The sequence below is a fragment of the Arthrobacter sp. CAN_C5 genome (assembly GCF_017875735.1).
Classification (GTDB): domain Bacteria; phylum Actinomycetota; class Actinomycetes; order Actinomycetales; family Micrococcaceae; genus Arthrobacter_D.
Map to the genome: position 1 here is coordinate 1,092,035 of NZ_JAGGMZ010000001.1, position 19,423 is coordinate 1,111,457.

13 protein-coding genes and 1 tRNA gene are annotated in these 19,423 nt (G+C 64.9%); 9 read left to right on the top strand and 5 right to left on the bottom strand.

Going from position 1 to position 19,423, the window contains the following annotated elements; translation table 11 throughout:
- Nucleotides 1-27: 27 nt before the first annotated feature.
- Genes nudC through H4V95_RS05260 form a run of 3 tightly spaced genes read left to right on the top strand, consistent with a single transcriptional unit; the run spans nucleotide 28 to nucleotide 3,688 of the window.
- Nucleotides 28-999: an NAD(+) diphosphatase gene (nudC, locus tag H4V95_RS05250; RefSeq protein ID WP_196865647.1), complete on the top strand. Its 972-nt coding sequence runs from the start codon at nucleotides 28-30 to the stop codon at nucleotides 997-999.
- A 2-nt stretch (nucleotides 1,000-1,001) separates the two neighbouring features.
- Nucleotides 1,002-3,113, top strand: a complete 2,112-nt coding sequence (locus H4V95_RS05255; RefSeq protein WP_209729128.1) for an ATP-dependent DNA helicase UvrD2 — start codon at nucleotides 1,002-1,004, stop codon at nucleotides 3,111-3,113.
- Nucleotides 3,110-3,688 (top strand): M48 family metallopeptidase, encoded by a 579-nt coding sequence (locus tag H4V95_RS05260; RefSeq protein WP_209729129.1) that lies wholly within the window; start codon nucleotides 3,110-3,112, stop codon nucleotides 3,686-3,688. Before H4V95_RS05255 ends, H4V95_RS05260 begins: the two co-directional genes overlap by 4 nt.
- A 55-nt stretch (nucleotides 3,689-3,743) precedes the next feature.
- Here H4V95_RS05260 and H4V95_RS05265 read toward each other — a convergent pair whose 3' ends face one another.
- Both H4V95_RS05265 and H4V95_RS05270 read right to left on the bottom strand, forming a co-directional pair.
- Nucleotides 3,744-4,787: an aldo/keto reductase gene (locus H4V95_RS05265; RefSeq protein ID WP_209729131.1), complete on the bottom strand. Its 1,044-nt coding sequence runs from the start codon at nucleotides 4,785-4,787 to the stop codon at nucleotides 3,744-3,746.
- Complete coding sequence (locus H4V95_RS05270) at nucleotides 4,787-6,217, bottom strand: zinc-dependent metalloprotease (RefSeq protein ID WP_209729133.1); 1,431 nt, start codon at nucleotides 6,215-6,217, stop codon at nucleotides 4,787-4,789. The genes H4V95_RS05265 and H4V95_RS05270 overlap by 1 nt, the downstream gene beginning before the upstream one ends.
- A gap of 360 nt (nucleotides 6,218-6,577) precedes the next feature.
- Between H4V95_RS05270 and H4V95_RS05275 the strand changes: the two genes are divergently transcribed.
- From H4V95_RS05275 to H4V95_RS05285, 3 genes are all read left to right on the top strand, one after another.
- On the top strand, nucleotides 6,578-7,678 hold the full coding sequence (locus H4V95_RS05275; protein ID WP_196865652.1) for a PDZ domain-containing protein: 1,101 nt from the start codon (nucleotides 6,578-6,580) through the stop codon (nucleotides 7,676-7,678).
- Nucleotides 7,679-7,915: 237 nt separating this feature from the next.
- Nucleotides 7,916-10,939 carry a UPF0182 family protein gene (locus tag H4V95_RS05280; RefSeq protein ID WP_395939804.1) on the top strand — a complete coding sequence of 1,008 codons (3,024 nt, stop codon included), beginning with the start codon at nucleotides 7,916-7,918 and terminating at the stop codon, nucleotides 10,937-10,939.
- Between the two features lie 71 nt (nucleotides 10,940-11,010).
- Nucleotides 11,011-11,084 (top strand) — tRNA-Met (locus H4V95_RS05285).
- Nucleotides 11,085-11,234: 150 nt separating this feature from the next.
- Here the strand turns inward: H4V95_RS05285 and H4V95_RS05290 are convergent.
- The 3 genes from H4V95_RS05290 to H4V95_RS05300 form a co-directional block, all read right to left on the bottom strand.
- Nucleotides 11,235-12,635, bottom strand: coding sequence for a deoxyribodipyrimidine photo-lyase (locus H4V95_RS05290; protein WP_209729135.1), 1,401 nt, complete (start codon nucleotides 12,633-12,635; stop codon nucleotides 11,235-11,237).
- Between the two features lie 126 nt (nucleotides 12,636-12,761).
- Nucleotides 12,762-13,541, bottom strand: a complete 780-nt coding sequence (locus tag H4V95_RS05295) for a PspA/IM30 family protein (protein WP_196865654.1) — start codon at nucleotides 13,539-13,541, stop codon at nucleotides 12,762-12,764.
- 75 nt (nucleotides 13,542-13,616) lie between these two features.
- The gene (locus H4V95_RS05300) at nucleotides 13,617-15,752 is read right to left on the bottom strand and encodes a TPM domain-containing protein (RefSeq protein WP_209729136.1); all 2,136 of its coding nucleotides are present in this window, start codon (nucleotides 15,750-15,752) and stop codon (nucleotides 13,617-13,619) included.
- A gap of 317 nt (nucleotides 15,753-16,069) precedes the next feature.
- Between H4V95_RS05300 and H4V95_RS05305 the strand changes: the two genes are divergently transcribed.
- The 3 genes from H4V95_RS05305 (at nucleotide 16,070) to H4V95_RS05315 (ending at nucleotide 19,420) form a co-directional block, all read left to right on the top strand.
- Nucleotides 16,070-17,488, top strand: coding sequence for a S1C family serine protease (locus H4V95_RS05305; protein ID WP_209729138.1), 1,419 nt, complete (start codon nucleotides 16,070-16,072; stop codon nucleotides 17,486-17,488).
- A 91-nt stretch (nucleotides 17,489-17,579) separates the two neighbouring features.
- A complete protein-coding gene (locus tag H4V95_RS05310) occupies nucleotides 17,580-18,407 on the top strand; it encodes an electron transfer flavoprotein subunit beta/FixA family protein (RefSeq protein WP_209729140.1) in 828 nt (275 codons plus the stop codon).
- Between the two features lie 65 nt (nucleotides 18,408-18,472).
- Entirely contained in the window at nucleotides 18,473-19,420 is a 948-nt protein-coding gene (locus H4V95_RS05315) for an electron transfer flavoprotein subunit alpha/FixB family protein (protein ID WP_209729142.1), read from the top strand.
- The last annotated feature ends 3 nt before the right edge of the window (nucleotides 19,421-19,423 follow it).

Sequence of the window (19,423 nt, forward strand, 5' to 3'; positions counted from 1 at the left end):
GGGGGAGCAAGAACGTACCGTAGAACCATGAGTGAAACCCTCCGGATCCCTGCACTGCCATCCTTCGGAAATCTCCCCCTGGCACGGGTGTCCCTGGACCGGGGCGGTGCCCTCCGGTCCGACCCTGCGCTCCTGGATGAGCTGTGGGGAGCACCCGGCACCCGGGTGATGTTCATTGCGGGGGGCCGGTCACCGGTGGTTGGCGGCCAGCTGATGCTGAAGGATTCGGCTCAGGTGGAGCGTCCGGACACGCCCATTTATCTCGGCAGGACACTCACGGATGAGCCCGACCATGGCGGTGTCACCGAAGGCACCCATATTCTTTTGGCGGTTCTGGACGCGGTGGACCCGGACATCCTTGACGACGGCGGCTGGGTGGGCCTGCGCGAGGCCGCGACTCTCCTGTCTGGTCGGGACGCAGGTATTTTCGTCCAGGCGGCCGCCATTGCCAACTGGCATGCCAAACACACCCACTGCCCCCGCTGTGGCACGCTGACCGAGGTTGTTGAGGGCGGGTGGGTGCGTCGCTGCCCGACCGACGGCACAGGCCACTACCCCCGGACCGACCCGGCTATCATCGTCGCAGTTGTCGACGACGACGATCGGCTCCTGCTGGGATCGGCTGCTGCCTGGCCGGAGGGAAGGTTCTCCACCCTCGCCGGGTTTGTTGAACCGGGTGAATCACTCGAGGGCGCGGTGATTCGTGAGGTCGCCGAAGAGTCGGGAATCGAAGTGCATTCGCCGCAGTACCTCGGTTCACAACCATGGCCCTTCCCTGCCTCCCTGATGCTGGGCTTCATCGCTACGGCCGTGAATACCAATCAGGTGCCCGACGGCGTGGAGATCATGGACGTCAGGTGGTTCACCCGCTCAGAACTCGCGACAGCGGTGCGCGACGGCGACATCAGCGTCCCCACGGGGGCGTCGGTCTCCCGGGCACTGATTGAGCACTGGTACGGCGGTCCCCTCGATGAGTCCGTCGCGGAGGGTCAACCATAGGCATGGAAACAACTCTCGAAGAGAGGATCCTGGCCGGCCTCGATGACGAACAGCGCACAGTCGCGTCCACCCTCACCGGGCCACTGTGTGTTCTGGCCGGTGCAGGTACGGGCAAGACCAGGGCCATCACCCACCGGATCGCCTACGGCGTCCATACCGGGGTCTACAAACCACAGCAGGTGCTCGCCGTCACCTTCACGGCACGTGCCGCTGCGGAGATGCGCACCCGGCTTCGCGACCTATCCGCCCAGGGGGTGCAGGCGCGGACGTTTCACGCCGCCGCACTTCGCCAACTCCAGTACTTCTGGCCCACTGCGGTGGGCGGCCCGCTCCCGGCCCTCCTCGACCACAAGGCCCAGCTGATCGCGGAGGCCGCCCGACGGTTGCGGCTTTCCACCGACCGTGCGGCGATCCGGGACGTAGCGGCAGAAATTGAATGGGCCAAGGTCTCGATGCTCACCCCTGAGCGGTACACAGCGGCGGCCGCCGGCCGGGTGGAACCCGCTGGCATGGACCTCACCACCGTGGCCCGAATCTTTGCGGGCTACGAGGACCTGAAGATCGACCGCAATGTGATCGACTTTGAGGACGTCCTGCTCATCACAGTGGGCATCCTGCAGGAGGACGAGAAGGTCGCGGCCACCGTGCGTGCCCAGTACCGCCACTTCGTGGTTGACGAATACCAGGACGTTTCCCCGCTCCAGCAGCGTCTGCTCGACCTGTGGCTCGGTGACCGGCGTGAACTCTGTGTCGTCGGTGATGCGAGCCAGACGATCTACTCGTTCACCGGGGCGACATCGCGTCACCTGCTCGACTTCACCGGTCGGTACGAGGGAGCCCAGGTGGTACGGCTGGTCCGGGACTACCGGTCCACGCCCCAGGTGGTCCGGCTCGCCAACAACCTACTTGCGGCCCGGACCGCGGAAACCGGTAGGCATCCCGGTTCGTCCAGCTGGTCGACCCCGCTGGAACTGATCGCGCAGCGGCCAGCCGGTCCTGAGCCCTTCTTCACCGAGTGCAGTGATGATGAAGCCGAAGCGGCCGAGGCAGCACGCCGGATCGCCGCGCTGCTGGACAGCGGGGTGCTGGCCAGTGAAATCGCCATCCTCTACCGCACCAACGGGCAATCCGCAGCTTATGAACAGGCGCTCGCCAGCGCCGGGATCGGGTACCAGTTGCGCGGCGGTGAACGGTTCTTCGCGCGCCGGGAAGTCCGGGACTCGCTGCTGCAACTGCGCGCCGGTGCACGGACTGCCGGGTCCGACGACGTCCCCCAGCTGGTCCGCGACATCCTGGCCAGCCTTGGGTACACAGCCGTAGCGCCGGGCAGCTCGGGTGCCGTCCGGGAAAAGTGGGAATCGCTCGCCGCGCTGGTTGCACTGGCTGACGAGCTTAGCGAGTCACGGGCGGCGGACGGGTTCACCCTGCAGGACTTCGTTGCCGAACTTGAGGAGCGGGCCGCAGCCCAGCACGCTCCCACCGTGCAGGGGGTCACCCTGGCCTCCCTCCACGCCGCAAAGGGCCTTGAATGGGACGCGGTCTTCCTGGTGGGACTCAGCGAGGGCCTGATGCCGATCTCTTTCGCTGATACGCCCGAAGCGGTCGACGAGGAGCGCAGGCTCCTTTACGTTGGTATCACCCGGGCGCGGGAGCACCTGGCTCTGTCCTGGTCGACCGCGCGCACCCCGGGCGGGCGCGCCAGCCGGAAACCTACCCGCTTCCTCGACGGGCTGCGCCCCACCGCCGATGGCGAACGGGTCTACCGCACTCCGAAGGCCAGGCAGCCACGCAAGGTATCGGCCCCGTCCACCTGCCGGGTGTGCGGGAAGGTGTTGGGCTCCGGGTCCGAGCGGAAGATCGGCCGCTGCGCTGACTGTCCGGCAACCTACCAGGAAGCCACGTTCGAGGCGCTGCGAGCCTGGCGCCTGGAACAGGCGCGTGAGAACGACGTGCCAGCGTTTGTGGTGTTTACGGATGCCACGCTGGTCGCCATCGCCGAGGCACGACCGGAAACCATCGAGTCCCTCGGCGGTCTCGCCGGGATTGGGCCGTCAAAGCTGGAGAAGTACGGCGAGTCAGTCCTGGGTATTATCGCGGACAGCAACTCCTCATGACCGCCGCGCCTGCCGATGGCTGGTCGCCGGGGACCGGCAACCCACCCGTTGAAGTCCGACGCTCGGCGCGCCGGCGGCGCACTGTGAGCGCGGACCTGCGCGACGGCGTCGTCGTCGTCTCTATCCCCGCCCACTTCAGCGCCGCGCAGGAGAGGGAGTGGGTGCACCGGATGGTCACCAAGCTCCAGTCCAAATACCAGCAGGCGCCCCGGCCGGAGGATGGCGACGGGGCCTCCGGGTGCGCGGATGAGCTTCTGCAGCGGGCGGCCGGTCTGTCGCGGGACTACCTGCAGGGTAGGGGGCAGCCCCTGAAGATCGGGTGGGTGAGAAACCAGAACTCCCGGTGGGCCTCGGCCACTCCGTCACGCAGGAGGATCAGGCTGTCCCACAAACTGCAGGGCATGCCCGACTGGGTGGTTGACTATGTGATCCTGCATGAGATGGCACACCTGATCGAACCGTCCCACAACAGGGCCTTCTGGCGGCTGCTGGAGGCCTACCCGCAGACGGAAACAGCGAAGGCCTTTCTTGCCGGTGCGGCCTTCGCGGCCAACCACGCGTTGGTTGGCCGCTAGGCAGCGACCCGGGTGCCCGGCCGAGGCCCTGCCAGAGCTCTGTCAGGGTGAGTCGTCAGCGACGACGCCGCGCGGCGTCGAGCCAGTAGTTGCTGAAGCCAGCATCGGCCGGGTCGATGTTGGTACCGGGGGGAACAATCCCGTCGATCCGGTCAAGGGCCGCGTCGTCGAGTTCCAGGGCCGCCGCGTCGAGCAACGATTCGAGCTGCTCCATAGTGCGGGGCCCGATGATCGCGCTGGTGACCCCCGGATGGCGGAGGACGAAGGCCAATGCGAGGTGCGTCAGGGGCACCCCCAGATCGTCAGCCAGTCCGCCCAGGGCGTCGGCCGCCTCGAACTTCGCAGCGGTGACGGGGTTGGTCAGGTCGAAGGGATCCTTTTCGGAGCCACGCCTCGTCGCTGGGAGGTCCTGGCCCTTGCGGTACTTCCCGCTCAACCAGCCACCAGCGAGCGGGCTCCACACCAGCGTCCCCATCGAGTGGCGGTGAGTGGTCGGCAGAAGATCAGCTTCAACGCCCCGCGCCAGCAGGGAGTAGGGCGGCTGCTCGGTGACAAAGCGGGAGGTGCGATGCTCCCGGGCGGTCCACTGGGCTTCAACCACCTGCGAGGGCTGGAACGTTGACGAGCCAATGTAACGGACCTTGCCCTGACGGACGAGGTCATCGAGTGCACCGAGGGTTTCGTCGATGTCGGTGTGCTCATCGGGCCGGTGCATTTGGTACAGGTCGATGTAGTCGGTGCCCAACCGGCGCAGCGAGTCCTCGACCGCGCGCATGATCCAGTGGCGGGACCCGCCGCGATAGTTCGGTTGCTGCTTCATCCCATTGAAGAATTTGGTAGCGATCACCAGGTCTTCGCGGTTGCCGTGCTCGGCAATCGCCTTGCCGAGAATTTCCTCCGACTCGCCGTACGCGTAGATGTCGGCGCTGTCAATGAAGTTGATTCCCGAATCGATGGCGCGCCGGATGATCCGCACCGAATCCTGGTGGTCCTTGTTGCCCCAGTCGCCGAACATCATGGTGCCGAGGCAGAGGCGGCTAACCTCCACGCCGGTCCTGCCGAGCTGGGTCGTGGGCTGGGTCGTGGTGTGCTCAGACACTAGGCTTTCCCGCTTTCGGAACTGTCGTCGTCGTTGTCGTTCTTCTCGGGCTCGTCGGTCGGGTCAGCCTCAGCCGCTTCGGGGGCCTCGTCAAAACCGCCGTCCAGCAAACGCTGCAGGGCCGCATCGACCTCGGAGTCCGAGGACTCAGCGAGCTGCCGACGCTGACTGAACCCCTGGGGGTCATCGAGGTCCTCTGCTGTCGGCAACAGATCGGGGTGGTCCCAAACTGCGTCCCGGCCATCGATACCGCGCTCTTCGGTCAGGTGAGCCCACAGCGCGGCCGCGTCGCGGAGCCGCCGGGGGCGTAGCTCAAGTCCCACGAGCGAAGCGAACGCCTGCTCGGCGGGCCCGCCGGTGGCGCGGCGGCGCCGCACCATTTCCCGCAGGGCAGCGGAGGATGGCAGGTTGGCGGTGGCGGTGGCGGTCAGTTCGTCGACCCACCCCTCCACCAGGGCAAGGGCGGTTTCCAACCGGACCAACGCGGCGTCCTGCTGTGGGGTGCGTCCTGGCATGAAAACACCCTCGGACAGGGCAGCCTGCATCGACTCGGGGTTGGACGGGTCAATGTCCCGTGCGACCTCTTCGATCTTGGACATGTCGATGTGGATCCCGCGGGCGTAACTTTCAATTGCGCTCAGCAGGTGGCCGGAGAGCCACGGCACCCTGGTGAACAGACGGGTATGGGCGGCTTCGCGCACCGCGAGGAACAGCCTGACTTCCTGCTCCGGAATGTCCAGACCCTCCCCGAACGCGCTGACATTCGCAGGGAGGAGTGCCATTTGCCCCTCGGCCAGCGGCACGCCGATGTCTGTGGAACTCACCACGTCCTTGGACAGGCCACCGACCGCCTGGCCCAGCTGCATGCCGAACATGGCACCGCCCAGATTCTGGAGCATCGAGGACGCCCCGCCCATCATGGTTTTCATTTCCTCGGGCAGCTGCTCCGAGATTGCATCGGACAACGCCTTCGCGATGCTGACAGCTACCGGTTCGGTCAACCGTTTCCAGGTGTCCATGGTCGCCTCGACCCATTCGGCACGCGACCACGCACGGCCGAGGGTGCTGGTGGACGGGAAGTCTGTCACCGGATCCAGCCACATTTCGGCGAGCTTCAGGGCCTCGTCGACGTCGCGGCGCTGCTGTGGTGTGACCGAAGGGTCACTATCGGCGGCCGCGACACGTCGGGCATGCTCATGGGCGAGCTGCCAGTTCACCGGACCGTCGCTCTGCGCAGCGAACATCGCCTGCACCTGCTGCATCATCATCGCCATCGCCTGGGGATCCGAAGGCAGCCCCGCGGCCTTGGCGAGCTCCTGCGGGTCCATACCCTGCGCGTTACCACCCATCAGGCGCGCCAGCATTTCGGCGAGGGGGTCCTTGGGAGTGTCGCCGTCGTCGTTCGACGGATCTGACGGGTTGGAGGTCACTGCTACCACCGGTCCTGGAATTGACTGCTGTTGGATGTGGCTGCGGCTAGAGCAGAAAGTGGCTCAGCTGCAGCCGGTGAACAACTTGTTCTGGCGCCCACGTTACCCGCCGCCGCCGGGCGTTGTCCCGGGCGCGCTGAACCGTTCGCTGAGGGCAAAGCAGACACCTGGCCAGCGGTAGGTGCCCCTGGTCGGTGCACGAAGTACGCTGGAGAGGCTCACGAGTGGGGTCCGGTGAACCGGCAAAGTCTGGCAAAGACAAGTTGTTCAATCACGCACCACCAGCCAAGAGCGCCGTGTCTGATCGTCGTGGCAGTGTCTGAAGAAGGGCAGTGCCTGAATTCAAGAGAAGGTTCCCTGTTGACCCAGCCCACCCACGTCGACGTCCCGGCACCGCCCAGCAAGGCAACGAGGGACCCCCGCTTTACGGTGATGGTGGTGTCGGGATTCCTGGCGCTCCTGCTGGGTGCGGCGGCGATTCTGTTGCCAGCACCCTACGTGGTGGAGTCTCCCGGCCCAACCTTCAACACCATCGGGGAAATCGATTCCCAGCCACTCATTGAGGTGGACGGTAGGGAAACCTTCCCGACCTCCGGCGACCTTGATCTCACCACCGTGTATGTGACCGGTGGGCCGGGAACCCAGCTCGGTATTTTTGAAGTCTTCAGGGCGTGGCTCGACCCCACCGAGTCGGTCGTGCCACGCGAACTGAGGTACCCGCCCGAGGTCACCCAGGAAGACATCCAGGAGCAGAACGCCGTCGCGATGACGTCCTCCCAGGAATCGGCAATCGCCGCAGCCCTCGCCCACCTGAATATCGAGTTCGAAGAGGAGCTCTCCGTCGCTGGTCTGGTCGAAGACGCGGCAGCGGCAGGAATCCTGGAGGAGGGCGACGTCATCACCTCTGTCGACGGGACCGACGTGACCAATATCGGGGTGCTCAGGGATTCATTGAATGCAGCGAACGGCTCAGCGGTCGATATCGGGCTATTGCGCGACGGCGGGGAGCTCACCGAGTCCGTCATCCCCAAGGAGTCACCGGAGGGAGATTTCCAGCTCGGGGTGGGGCTGGTCGCCAACTTCACCTTCCCGTTCGACATCACCATCGCCCTGGACAACGTGGGGGGACCGTCGGCAGGGTCGATGTTCGCCCTCGGGATCGTCGACCTGCTCACCGAGGGTGAGCTGACGGGCGGCAAGCACTTCGCCGGGACGGGAACCATCGACTCGGCCGGCAGTGTGGGACCCATCGGCGGGATCAGGCAGAAACTGGCGGGGGCCCGTGAAGCAGGGGCCGAAGTATTCCTGGCCCCTGCCGCCAACTGCGACGAAGTGGTGGGCCATGTGCCCGACGGGCTGCAGGTGGTCCGGGTCGAAACCCTTGACGACGCCGTGGAGGCTGTCAGCACTCTCGGTGCCGGGGACGACGGCGCCGACCTTCCCACCTGCGAAGCCAGCTGATCGAGCAAATCGGTGACTCCGCGATGCTTTCTGCGGGCGGGGTCGGACAGGTTCCGGGCGGGTTTGGACACGATTTCATTTCGATCCTGGGTCCAGGGGCTCGGACCGGAACGAAATTGGGCTGCTTAGACGTGTTCAGGGCAGAATGTAAATGCATGGAACTACTGTGTTGCGCTGCCGATCTGGGTGGTTGGAACACGGTTTCCGTGATCCAACGGATCCAACGATGAGGTAAATGTGACTTCCGGAGAAGACCGGCCGTTCGGCAGCAGGCCGAGCCAGACCAATTCCAGCAGCGCGAAAAGACGCAGCCCGCTCATCCCGACCCTGGTGGTGCTGGCCGTGCTGGTCATCGCCTTCGTCTGGGTCTCTCAGATTTACGCCGATGTGCTCTGGTACAGCCAGCTCGGTTTTGTGGAGGTCTTCGTCACGGAGAACCTGTCCAGGATCGGCCTGTTCGCAGCGGCATTCCTCATCATGGGAATCTGCGTATACTTCAGCCTCCGGGTAGCGTACCGGTCCCGGCCGATCTATGCTCCGGACAATGCGGTCCAGGACAACCTGAACCGGTACCAGGCCCAGCTGGAACCAATCCGCCGCCTGCTGATGCTCGGCATTCCCGTGGTGCTCGCGGCCTTCGCCGGCACCGCTGCCGCTTCCCAGTGGCAGCCCGTCCTCCTGTTCTTCAACCAGGTGCCGTTTGGCGAGGTGGACCCGGAGTTTGGTCTGGACATTGCGTTCTACGTGTTCACCCTGCCGTTCCTGAACTTCCTGATCGGCTTCCTGATCAGTGTCGTCATTATCAGCGCCATCGCCGGCATCCTGACCCACTACCTCTACGGCGGCATCCGCCTCGAGGAAAAGGGCCTTTTCACGTCGAAGGCAGCCCGCATCCACATTGCCATCCTCGCAGCCCTGTTCCTGCTGCTGCAGGGCGTCAACTACTGGCTGGACCGCTACGCTACCCTCACCGGCACCGGGGGACGCTGGGACGGAGCTCTCTACACCGACGTCAACGCGGTGATTCCCACCAAGGCGATCCTCGCCGCGGCCGCGATCATCGTCGCTGTGCTGTTCATCGTCTCCGCTGTCATCGGCCGCTGGCGCCTCCCGATCATCGGGACGGCAATGCTGATCATCGTCGCCATTCTGGCCGGCGGCGTATACCCGTGGGTCATCCAGCGCTTCCAGGTGGTGCCGTCGGAGTTCAGCCGTGAAGAGCCGTTCATCGAACGCAACATCGACCAGACGCGTGCGGCCTACGGGCTGGACGAGGTCGAGGTCAGTGCCTACAACCCAACGGACATCCCCGAGCCCGGCGCCCTCGACGAGGACGGCGAAACCACCGCGAACATCAGGCTGCTCGACCCGAACCTGGTCAGCGATGCCTTCAGCCAGCTCCAGCAGTTCCGGCAGTACTACCAGTTCCCGGAAACCCTCAACGTCGACCGGTACGAGATTGACGGCGAAGTCGAGGACACAGTGATCGCTGTTCGTGAACTGAACACTGCAGGCGTACCTGACGGCTGGATCAACGAACACGTCCTCTACACGCACGGTTACGGGATTGTCGCCGCGGCAGGTTCGACCACCGAACCCGACGGCCGGCCCACCTTCATCCAGTCGGGTATCCCGTCAACCGGGGTGCTGGGCGACGAGTCCAACTACGAGCCCCGGATCTACTTCGGCGAAGAGTCACCGCTGTACTCGGTGGTGGGTGCTCCTGAGGGAGCGAACCCCATTGAGATCGATCGCCCCCAGAGCGAAGAATCAGATCAGCAGTCGCGCAGCACCTTCCAGGGCAGCGGCGGCCCGGACGTGGGTAACATCTTCAACCGGTTGGTATATGCACTGAAATTCCAGTCGACCGACCTCCTGCTGTCCGATCAGGTCAATAGCGAATCCCAGATCTTCTATGACCGGGATCCGGTGGAGCGGGTCGAGAAGGTTGCCCCGTACCTGACCCTTGACGGCAACAGCTACCCGGCCATTGTCGACGGCCGGGTCAAGTGGATCATCGATGGCTATACAACCACCGCTGACTACCCGTACTCGACGCAGCAGGAGCTGCAGTCCGCAACCCAGGATTCACTGACCGCAGAGGGCCTTGCGACGGCGCTTCCGCCGGAGCAGGTCAACTACATCCGCAACGCTGTCAAGGCGACTGTCGATGCCTATGACGGGTCCGTGGATCTGTACGCCTGGGACGAGGAAGATCCGATTCTGAAGGCGTGGCAGAACATCTACCCCGCATCGATGCAGCCCTACAGCGCCATGTCGGCCGACCTGATGGCCCACGTGAGGTACCCGGAGGATCTCTTCAAGGTGCAGCGTGAACTGCTCGCCCGGTACCACGTGACCGAGACCGAGCCGTTCTACAGCAACAACGAGGCTTGGAGCGTCCCGAACGATCCAACGCTTGAGGGGGAGGCCGTCAGCGTCCCCCAGCCGCCGTACTACCTGTCACTGCAGATGCCCGAGCAGGAGGGGGCCAGCTTCTCGCTGACCACCCCGTTCATCCCGTTCGTCCCTGCGGGCCAGGAGGCCCGGAACGTGCTCTACGGTTTCCTTGCCGCCGACGGCGACGCCGGCACCGGCGAGGACGGCGTGAAAGCCGACACCTACGGCACGTTGCGGCTGTTGGATTCGTCCGGCCAGGACTCGGCGGTTGGACCCGGTCAGGCAGCCAACCTCTTCAACTCGGACACCACCGTGTCGCAGGAGCTGAACCTGCTGCGTCAGGGCGCTTCCGAGGTGATCAGCGGTAACCTGCTTACTCTGCCCATCGGCGGCGGCGTGGCGTACGTACAGCCGGTCTATGTCCAGTCGTCCGGCGACTCATCCTTCCCTGTCCTGCGACGTGTCCTGGTGAGCTTCGGTGAAGAGGTTGGTTTCGCACCGACCCTCGCGGAAGCCCTGGACCAGGTCTTCGGCGGAGATTCGGGTGCGGTGACTGGTGACAGCGAGAACGTCGGCGAGACGCCTGCTGATCCTGCTGCTCCACCTGTCGAGGGTGAGCCCACCGAGGGCGAGCCCACTGAGGCACCTTCCGAGCCAGCGACCGGCGGAACCGATGATCCGGCAGCGGACCTTCGGGCGGCGCTGGAGGATGCCAACACTGCTATCCAGGACGGTCAGGAAGCCCTTGCAGACGGCGACTTCGCCGCCTACGGTGAAGCCCAGGATCGGCTGAGCGACGCTCTGGCACGGGCCCTTGAAGCCGAAGAGCGGCAGTCAGGAGCCGCACCAGCAGGGGAGTAGGGCAGCAAATAGCCGCCCATTTCCCGCCGATTTGCACTATCCACCCCGGGGCCGTAACGTTGAGTCTACGCCGCGGGGTGGAGCAGTTCGGTAGCTCGCTGGGCTCATAACCCAGAGGTCACAGGTTCAAATCCTGTCCCCGCAACGAGAGAAAGATCCCGGCCAGTCACAGACTGGCCGGGATCTTTTTTTGTGCCCAGTCCACTCCCTCAGGAGGCTGCGCACAGGGCTTTCATCTGGCGCAGCCGCCCACGGGTTCAGTGGCCCCAGGGCCTGGGTGACCTATTTCTTGTTATCAGCCGCCGCGGAGATCCTGGTAAGCGGAAAGTGCACGTTCCCTGGTTTCGGCCAGGTCAACCACGGGGGAGGGGTAGCCGGTGGGCGCCTCCGTATCCTTCCACGGTTCGTGGACGTTCCCCGCAGCCCTCAGTTCCGGAACGAAGTGCTTGAGGTACGTGCCGTCCCGGTCGAACTTTTTGCTCTGGGTGACCGGATTGAAGATCCTGAAATAGGGGGAGGCGTCGACACCGGAGCCCGCAACCCACTGCCAGTTCGCTGGATTGTTGGCTGGGTCGGCGTCGACCAGGGTGTCCCAGAACCATTGCTCGCCCACCCGCCAGTCCACCATCAGATTTTTGATCAGGAAGGAAGCCGCGGCCATCCGCACCCGGTTATGCATCCAACCGGTGTCCCACAGCTGGCGCATCCCCGCGTCGATCAGCGGGTAGCCGGTGCGTCCGCGCTGCCAAGCACCCAGCTCGCCGGGGGTTGGCGTCTGCCACGCGAACCCGTCGAAGTCCCGCCGATAATTCTCGGTCGCAAGATCGGGGTTGTGGTAGAGCAACTGCCAACAGAACTCGCGCCAGCCAACCTCGGAGCCGAAGACCTGGATGTCCTTCGCGATCGAGGGGTTGGTCGCGGCTCTGGACGCGTGCCAGATCTGGAACGGACTGATCTCGCCGAACCGCAGATGGGGTGAGAGCCTGCTGGTGCCCTCGACGCCGGGCAGATCCCTGTTCCCGGCGTACCCGTCGACGGATCCACCGAGAAACTCATCCAGCCGTTCCCCGGCTCCGTCCTCACCAGGGCTCCACTGTTCCTGCAGCCCGGCAGACCAATCCGGCCGGGTGGGGAGCAGACCCCAGCTGGCGAGGTCCTCCGACGGCAGGGATGGGCCCTCCAGCCGCTCAGGGGCGGGTAGGGGTGTCCGTGGCTCGGGCTGATCCCTGCAGGCCCGCCAGAATGGCGTGAACACCTTGTATGGTCCTCCGGAGCCGGTAGTGATCTGCCAGGGCTCGAACAGGAGGTTGGCTTGATAGCTGGTTGCTTCGATCCCGTTATCACCACACCACGTTTTCAGCGCGGCATCGATGGTCCGCTCGGGCTGACCGTACCGACGGTTCCACAGCACATGTTCGGCGCCGGTTTCGGCCACCAGGGCGCGAATGACGTTCTCGGCCGGACCGGAGCGCAGCACCAGCTGGCCGCCGAGCTGCTCGATGGCCTGGCCGAGTTTGGCGAGTGAATGGTGGAGCCACCAGCGGGTGGCACCACCGAGGGGGCGGATCCCCTCGCTTTCCTCGTCGAACACGAAGCAGACAATGGTGTTGGTGGCGTCAGCAGCCAGGGCAGCGGAGAGGGCCGGGTTGTCGCTGAGCCGGAGGTCGTCGCGGAGCCAGACAAGTAGTGGAGACATGGTGCCAATCTACCCGCAGCGGGGGACAAGAGAGGGGCAGCAAAAAGCCGGCGCCTGTCGCTCAACGCCGGACGCCGGCTTTGTGCTGTGATTCCTCCGGGGCTGCTCGCCCGGGTTCGCTGAGGGTTACTGGCCGGGCCGGTATTCCTCGGATTCGCTGCCCTGCCCGATGGCCGACGGAGTGCGACCGCCGGACCCGCCGGACTTCAGGGCGGCGAGGCGTGCTTCGACCTCGGTCTGCTCACCCAGGTCTTCGAGGCTCTCGAATTGTGAGTCGAGGCTTGAGTTGGCCAGTTCAGCCTGGCCGAGGACGCGGGCTTCCTCGCGTCGGATCTTCTCTTCGAACCGTCCCACCTCGCTCGTGGGATCCATGAAGTCGATGCTCTTCACCGCATCGTGCACCTGCTGCTGGGCCTGTGCGGTGCGGGAGCGGGCGATCAGCTCGTCCCGCTTGCTGGTGAGCTCGTTGAGCTTGCCCTTCATCTGGTTGAGCCCGGTCTTCAGCTTCTCGACGATCTCTTCCTGCGAACCGATGGTCGGCTCGGCACCGCGTGCCTCGTTCTCAGCGGTCATCTGGCGCTGGATGGCAACCTTCGCCAGGTTGTCGAACTTCTCGGCGTCGACCGTATCCCCGGCGTTGCGGTAGTCGTCGGCCTTCTTCGACGCGGCAAGTGCCTTGTTGCCCCAGTTCCGGGCATTATCCAGATCTTCCTTGTAATCCTCCTGCAGCATCCGCAGGTTGCCGATGGTCTGGGCCACGGCGCTCTCGGCTTCGGCAATGCTGTTGGTGTAATCACGGACCATCTGGTCCAGCATCTTCTGGGGGTCCTCCGCCTGGTCGAGGAGGGAGTTGATGTTTGCCTTGGCTAGCTGGGCGATACGTCCGAAGATTGACTGTTTTACCATGGGTTTGCCTTTCAATTCGCGTCTGTACTGGATAAATTTTCACCACTGCGGTGAGGTTTGGAGCCGAGGTGCGGGCTAGAAATCGCCGCCGCCGCCACCGAAGCCTCCGAAGCCTCCGCCGCCGCCACCGAAGCCTCCGAAGCCGCCGCCACCGAACATGTCGCCGCCACCCCCGCCGAATCCTCCGCCGCTGTCGCCGCCGCCCCCGAAAAGGCCTCCGCCTCCGCCGCCGCCGTTGAGGATGCCACCGAGCAGGATGCCGCCGAGAAGGGCTCCACCCATTCCGCCGCCGCCCTGGTTGCCCCGGCCACCGAACATGCCGCCGCCGCCGAAGCCGCCCATGCCGCCGCCGAAGCCGTCCACGTCCTGCTGGGCTATCTGAGCCGCCTGCTCTGCCAGGGCCGTGGCCTGTTGTGCATGGGACAGCGCGGCAACGGGGTCGTCCGACTGGATCTGGACCGCGTAGTCAAGGTTTCGTTCCGCCTCCGCGAGCCGGGTGCGTGCTTCACTGCCGACTCCGCCCCGCCGGGCGCGGATGTAGTCGGAGGTTCCTGAGATACGGGACTGGGCCGCCATGATGGCATGCTGCAGCGCCTCACGGGCTCGTTGCGTCTGCTCGGTCTGATTCTTGATGCCCCCCAAAGCAGCGTCCAGCTGTGCATGGGCAGCCTCGGTGCGTTGCAGGAGCGACACCGGGTCCACCCGGTTCGCCGATGATTCGTTACGGACAGTGTTCAGTGCGGCTTCTGCTGAGGCCACTGGGCCAGCCAACTCCTGGTGCTGCCCCGTCGCGAGCATCGCCTGCGCCTGTGCCAAATCCTGGGCGGTGTCGGACACGGAGCGGTCCAACTCCTCCTTCGCGGCATCCAGCTCGGTAGCCCTCTTGCTGATCGCCTCAAGAAGGACTGTCGTCTGGTGGACGCTCTCCTCTGCCGCCCGGACGGCGATGACCGCCGATCCGGTGTCACCGGTGTCCAGATGCTGCTGGGCGGATGCGGCGGCGCTGTCGACGAACTCCAACCGTTCGTTGGCCTGTTCGACGTTGTCGCGCACCTGGGACGTGGCCGAATCCGCGTACTTCTGCTGCAACTGCTGCAGGGTCTGCTCGGCGGTTGACACACGGGTCCTGACGTCCTCTGCTGAGCCCTGCGCCGCAGCCAGGGCTGCGGGGGCGTTGCGTTCGAGCTCCCTGAGGGCGTCGAAGTCTGCCTTGTGCTCCTGAAGTGAGCTGTTGACCGACTCGCAGCGGCGGATGATGTCGCCGAGCCAGGTGCGCTGTTGTTCCTTGGTGTCAGGAATATGGTCGTCGAGCTGCTGTTGGAGTTTGAAGGATTCGCTCATATGCGCCTTGGCAGCAGCGATGTCGTCAACGAAGGGCTGCACCGCAGCATCCCCGTACTGGGCCTGGGCGAACCCGACTTCCTGCTCGCTGGACTTGATTGCATCATCGGCGGCAATGAGGAGACTGCCCGCCTTCTTCCGCAGGTCCTCGACGCTGAAGGCTGCCAACGGGTCGAGGACTTCGCCGTCCGGTCCGCGTCCTGGACCGAAGTCCTGGGTGGTGGAGGGGCCGCTGGTAAGAGATTTCTGGCTGCGCGACCTCAGGAAGAAGAAGCCGCCGATACCGGCGAGCGCCACCAGGGCACCGACCAGAATCACGGCGCCCAAACCGCTACCGCCGCCGTTGGATTCGTCGGCGTCGCTGTCCCCTGAGCCGCCTGACTCGCCGGAGAGAATACTTGAGACGGACCCGGCTGCGGCAACCCCAGCACCGGCCCAATCGTCATCCCTCAGTTCGGGGAGGATGTCTGAATTGAACCGGGGTTCCGTGCCGGACTGCACGGGACTGGAGTTGCTGGCAAAGAAGCGGGCCTGCCCGTCCTCTACCGCCACCGTGAGGAGAACGTCAGCGTCATTCAGCTGACTGATTTCTGCAGTCTCTTGCGACCATTCATCGGGGTCGGCCGGATCAGTGAAGGAGTCAACATAGACGACGCGGAGCCGGTAGCCCTCAGTCTCTTCGAGCTGGGCAATTGCTTCTTCCACCTCAGCCAGACCTGCAGCGTCGAGCACTCCGGCGTCGTCGATCACGTTCTCTGCGCCGAAGTCGACCGGTGGCGCGGCATACGCGCCGGGAAGCGTGGTCAGGGGCAGCATTAGTGCAGCGGTGACGCCTACTGTTGCCGCGAGGCGCCTGGTGCTCGATCGCATTCAATACCCTTCGATGAGTGTCCCCGGAATCCCAGTGAACGGCGGGCCAGCGGTCGATGGCAGATGCCCCCACGCTGTCACACGCCCTTTGTGAATTCTAGGGTGCACCGGTGGGGCAGTCCACCTAACCCCATCTGCCCCTAGCGAAATCTGAACCACCACAGCCCCGATCTTTGCGGTGGGGGGTGGACCCGGGGAGAATATCTGTCAGGAGCGCCACAACGTCCGGTTGGCTCACAGTATTCACCCAGCGAACATCAGCCAAAGGCCCAGAATGGTTTGGCATAGTTCGATGCATCGAGACGAAAGGCTTTCCGATGACTGACGACAACCTGCACGGGTTCGAACGGAATATTCCACCACGCCCTCAGACACCCCCATCCCATGTGTGGGCGGATTCCTCTCGTCCAGACGGTGAAAACAGTGATCCTGAGAACACCGGGCAGCACCACCGCGCCGCCTATGACGATGGCTCCTACTCCAGCGGTGGTTTTTATAGATCTGCGCTGCCCCCTGCGGCGCTTCCCTCGCAGCGGGACAAGAAACGCTTCGGTACCGCCACCTTTGTCAGCGGGGTGTTGATCGCCGGCCTGCTTGGCGGTGGCGTGGTGGCGGGGGCAGATCAGCTGCTCGGCGGACAGGCAGTCACACCGGCCGCCACCACCGGCCAGTCACAGTCAGTCGTGGTCAACGACACCGAAAGCGTCAATGAGGTCACCGGGGCGGCGGTAAAGGCTTCCCCGAGTGTGGTCACGATTGCCGTGAGCGGCGCGGGCTCCGGTGGCTCCGGTTCTGGGATCGTGCTCGACGGGGAAGGACACATCCTCACCAATACGCATGTGGTCACTCTTGGTGGCCAGGTCAGCGATGCGGCGGTGGAGGTCCGTACCAGTGACGGGCGGGTGTTCCCTGCGGAGATCGTCGGGACCGACCCGCTTTCCGACCTCGCAGTGATCAAGGTGGATGCCCCGGATCTGCAACCAGCAACCCTCGCGGACTCGGATGCGCTCAATGTCGGCGATACCGCCATCGCGATCGGCGCTCCGCTGGGACTCAGCGGAACGGTGACTGACGGCATCATTTCCACCCTGAACCGGACCATCAGTGTCGCCTCCTCGGCGGTGCCCGAGGAATCGGCCGATGCTGCTCCTGAGCAGGAAGGAGACGGCTTCAACTTCCTGCCGCCCGAAGGTGCCGAGGTACCACAGAACCAGGCACAGGGGTCGATCTACCTGAACGTTATCCAGACTGACGCGGCCATCAACCAGGGCAACTCCGGTGGAGCACTGGTGGACGGCCAGGGCAGCGTGATCGGGGTGAACGTCGCCATCGCCTCGGCGGGTTCGGCGGACAGCACCGGAAACATCGGTGTCGGTTTCTCCATTCCGATCAACTATGCGGAGCGGGTAGCCCGCGAGATCATCGAGGAAGGCAGCGCTTCCCACGGATTCCTGGGGGTATCGGTCTCACCATCGGCCTCGGAGAACTCCAGTGCGGAAACCTCCTTCTCCGTGGGTGCAGAGGTTGCCGGAGTCGAGCCGGGATCACCCGCAGCCAACGCCGGATTCCAGGAGGGCGATGTCATCACCAACGTGGCCGGACGGCAGATCACCGATCCACGGGACCTCACTGCGGCAGTGCGGATGCAGGCCGAGGGGGACACCGTAAGCGTCGAATTTGAGCGCAACGGTGAAAGCCAGACCATCGAGGTCACCGTGGGTCAGGCCGAGGGCTAACCAGCCATCGCCAACGACTGGCCCCGGGTGTCGGAGCGCCCCGATATGCTTAGCTAGGTCACGGGAGATCCCCGTCAGAGGAAAGGCAGCAATGGAAGACGCATCGCAGGCAGGCCTGGACATTGTGGTCCTGGTGAAGCATGTGCCAGACGCGCAGTTCGACCGGCACATCGGCGGCGAAGACCGGACCACCGTCCGCGAGGAGAGCATCCTCTCGGAGTTGGACGAGTACGCGCTGGAAGCAGCACTGCAGATTGTCGAGGCGCACGGCGGGGAGGCTGCCGGTCACCGGGTCACAGCTGTCACCATGGGCCCGCCCGCAGCCGCCAGCGCGGTCAAGAAGGCGCTCCAGATCGGCGCCCACGCGGGAGTTCACCTGAGCGACGAGGCCCTTGCAGGCTCGGATGCGGCCGGTACCTCCCGGGCGCTCGCCGCCGTCGTCAGCCACCTCGGACCCGTGGACCTGGTGCTCACCGGGATGGCATCGACCGATGGCGAAACCTCGCTGGTGCCGGCGCAGCTCGCCGAACGCCTGGACCTGCCGCAGGTCACCTTCGCCTCGTCCCTGGAGTTAGAGCAGCACGGAAGTACCTGGTCGCTGACGGCACGCCGGGACGGTGACGTCTACTCGGAAACCGTTGAGGCCACCCTGCCGGCCGTGGTCTCGGTGACCGACCAGATCAACGAGCCACGGTACCCGAACTTCAAGGGCATCATGGCAGCGAAAAAGAAACCCCTGACCACCCTCTCGCTGCAGGACGTCGGCGTCGATGCGAGCGAGGTGGGGCTCGCGGGTTCCTGGACGAGTGTGCTGACTGCCGATCCCAGGCCGCCACGGAGTCAGGGAACCATTATTAGCGACGAGGGTGACGCCGGAATCCGGATCGTGGATTTCCTTGCGGCGCAGAAACTGCTGTAGCAAGCCACAACTGCTGTGGCAATCCACCGAATTTCGTTCCCTAATAGCGCAAAGGAGCCAGTGTAATGGCCACCGTTCTAGTACTGATTGACCAGCCCGGCGAAGCCCTGCACAAGAGCCATCGGGAACTCCTCACCATCGCTGCGCGTCTTGGCGGCGCAGCAGTCGCCTTCCTCGGTGACCTCAATGACGAGATCTCGCAGGAACTGGGCGCGCGGGGTGTGGAAACCATTTACCGGCCCGCTTCGCCCGATGTCGCGGAGTTCCTCGTTGCAGGGAAGGCCGCGTTCCTGACGGCGACTGTCCGGGCGAGTTCACCGTCGGCCGTCCTCCTGGGCAACAGCTCCGAAGCCAAGGAGATCGCCGCGCGTGCCGGTGTCCAGCTGACGTCAGGCGTGATCACCGATGCTGTCGCGATCGGTGCGGACCTGACCGTTACCAAGTCGGTGCTGGCCGGTTCGTACGCGGTCGAGGCGAAAGTCACCACTGGAACGCCGCTGATCACGGTCAAGGCGAACATCGTGGAGGTCGCACCCGCGGGCGACGGCGGGGCCCCCGAGATGGTCACCGTCGACTCGGTCATTCCAGCCCGCGCAGCACGGATCACAGGGCGCACCGCGAAGGCCGCCAGCGGGCGCCCCGAGCTGACCGAGGCCCGGGTCATCGTGGCCGGTGGGCGTGGAGTGGACGGGGACTTCACCCCGGTGGAGGAACTCGCCGACGCACTCGGCGGGGCCGTCGGAGCCTCCCGTGCGGCCACCGATGCGGGCTGGATCGAACATTCGGCGCAGATTGGCCAGACGGGGAAGACGGTGTCGCCGCAGCTCTACATTTCGGCGGGTATTTCGGGTGCTATTCAGCAGAAGGCGGGCATGCAGACCGCGAAGGTAATCATCGCCGTCAACAAGGACGCAGATTCCCCGGTGTTCGAGATTGCTGACTTCGGGGTCGTCGGCGACCTTTTCACTGTGCTGCCGCAGGCCACGGCTGAGATTATCAAACGTAGGTCCTGATCG

Coding starts and splice junctions, on each gene's coding strand:
- nudC (WP_196865647.1), top strand. CDS start 28: ATGAGTGAAACCCTCCGGATCCCTGCACTGCCATCCTTCGGAAATCTC.
- H4V95_RS05255 (WP_209729128.1), top strand. CDS start 1,002: ATGGAAACAACTCTCGAAGAGAGGATCCTGGCCGGCCTCGATGACGAA.
- H4V95_RS05260 (WP_209729129.1), top strand. CDS start 3,110: ATGACCGCCGCGCCTGCCGATGGCTGGTCGCCGGGGACCGGCAACCCA.
- H4V95_RS05290 (WP_209729135.1), bottom strand. CDS start 12,635: ATGTCTCCACTACTTGTCTGGCTCCGCGACGACCTCCGGCTCAGCGAC.
- H4V95_RS05295 (WP_196865654.1), bottom strand. CDS start 13,541: ATGGTAAAACAGTCAATCTTCGGACGTATCGCCCAGCTAGCCAAGGCA.
- H4V95_RS05300 (WP_209729136.1), bottom strand. CDS start 15,752: ATGCGATCGAGCACCAGGCGCCTCGCGGCAACAGTAGGCGTCACCGCT.
- H4V95_RS05305 (WP_209729138.1), top strand. CDS start 16,070: ATGACTGACGACAACCTGCACGGGTTCGAACGGAATATTCCACCACGC.
- H4V95_RS05310 (WP_209729140.1), top strand. CDS start 17,580: ATGGAAGACGCATCGCAGGCAGGCCTGGACATTGTGGTCCTGGTGAAG.
- H4V95_RS05315 (WP_209729142.1), top strand. CDS start 18,473: ATGGCCACCGTTCTAGTACTGATTGACCAGCCCGGCGAAGCCCTGCAC.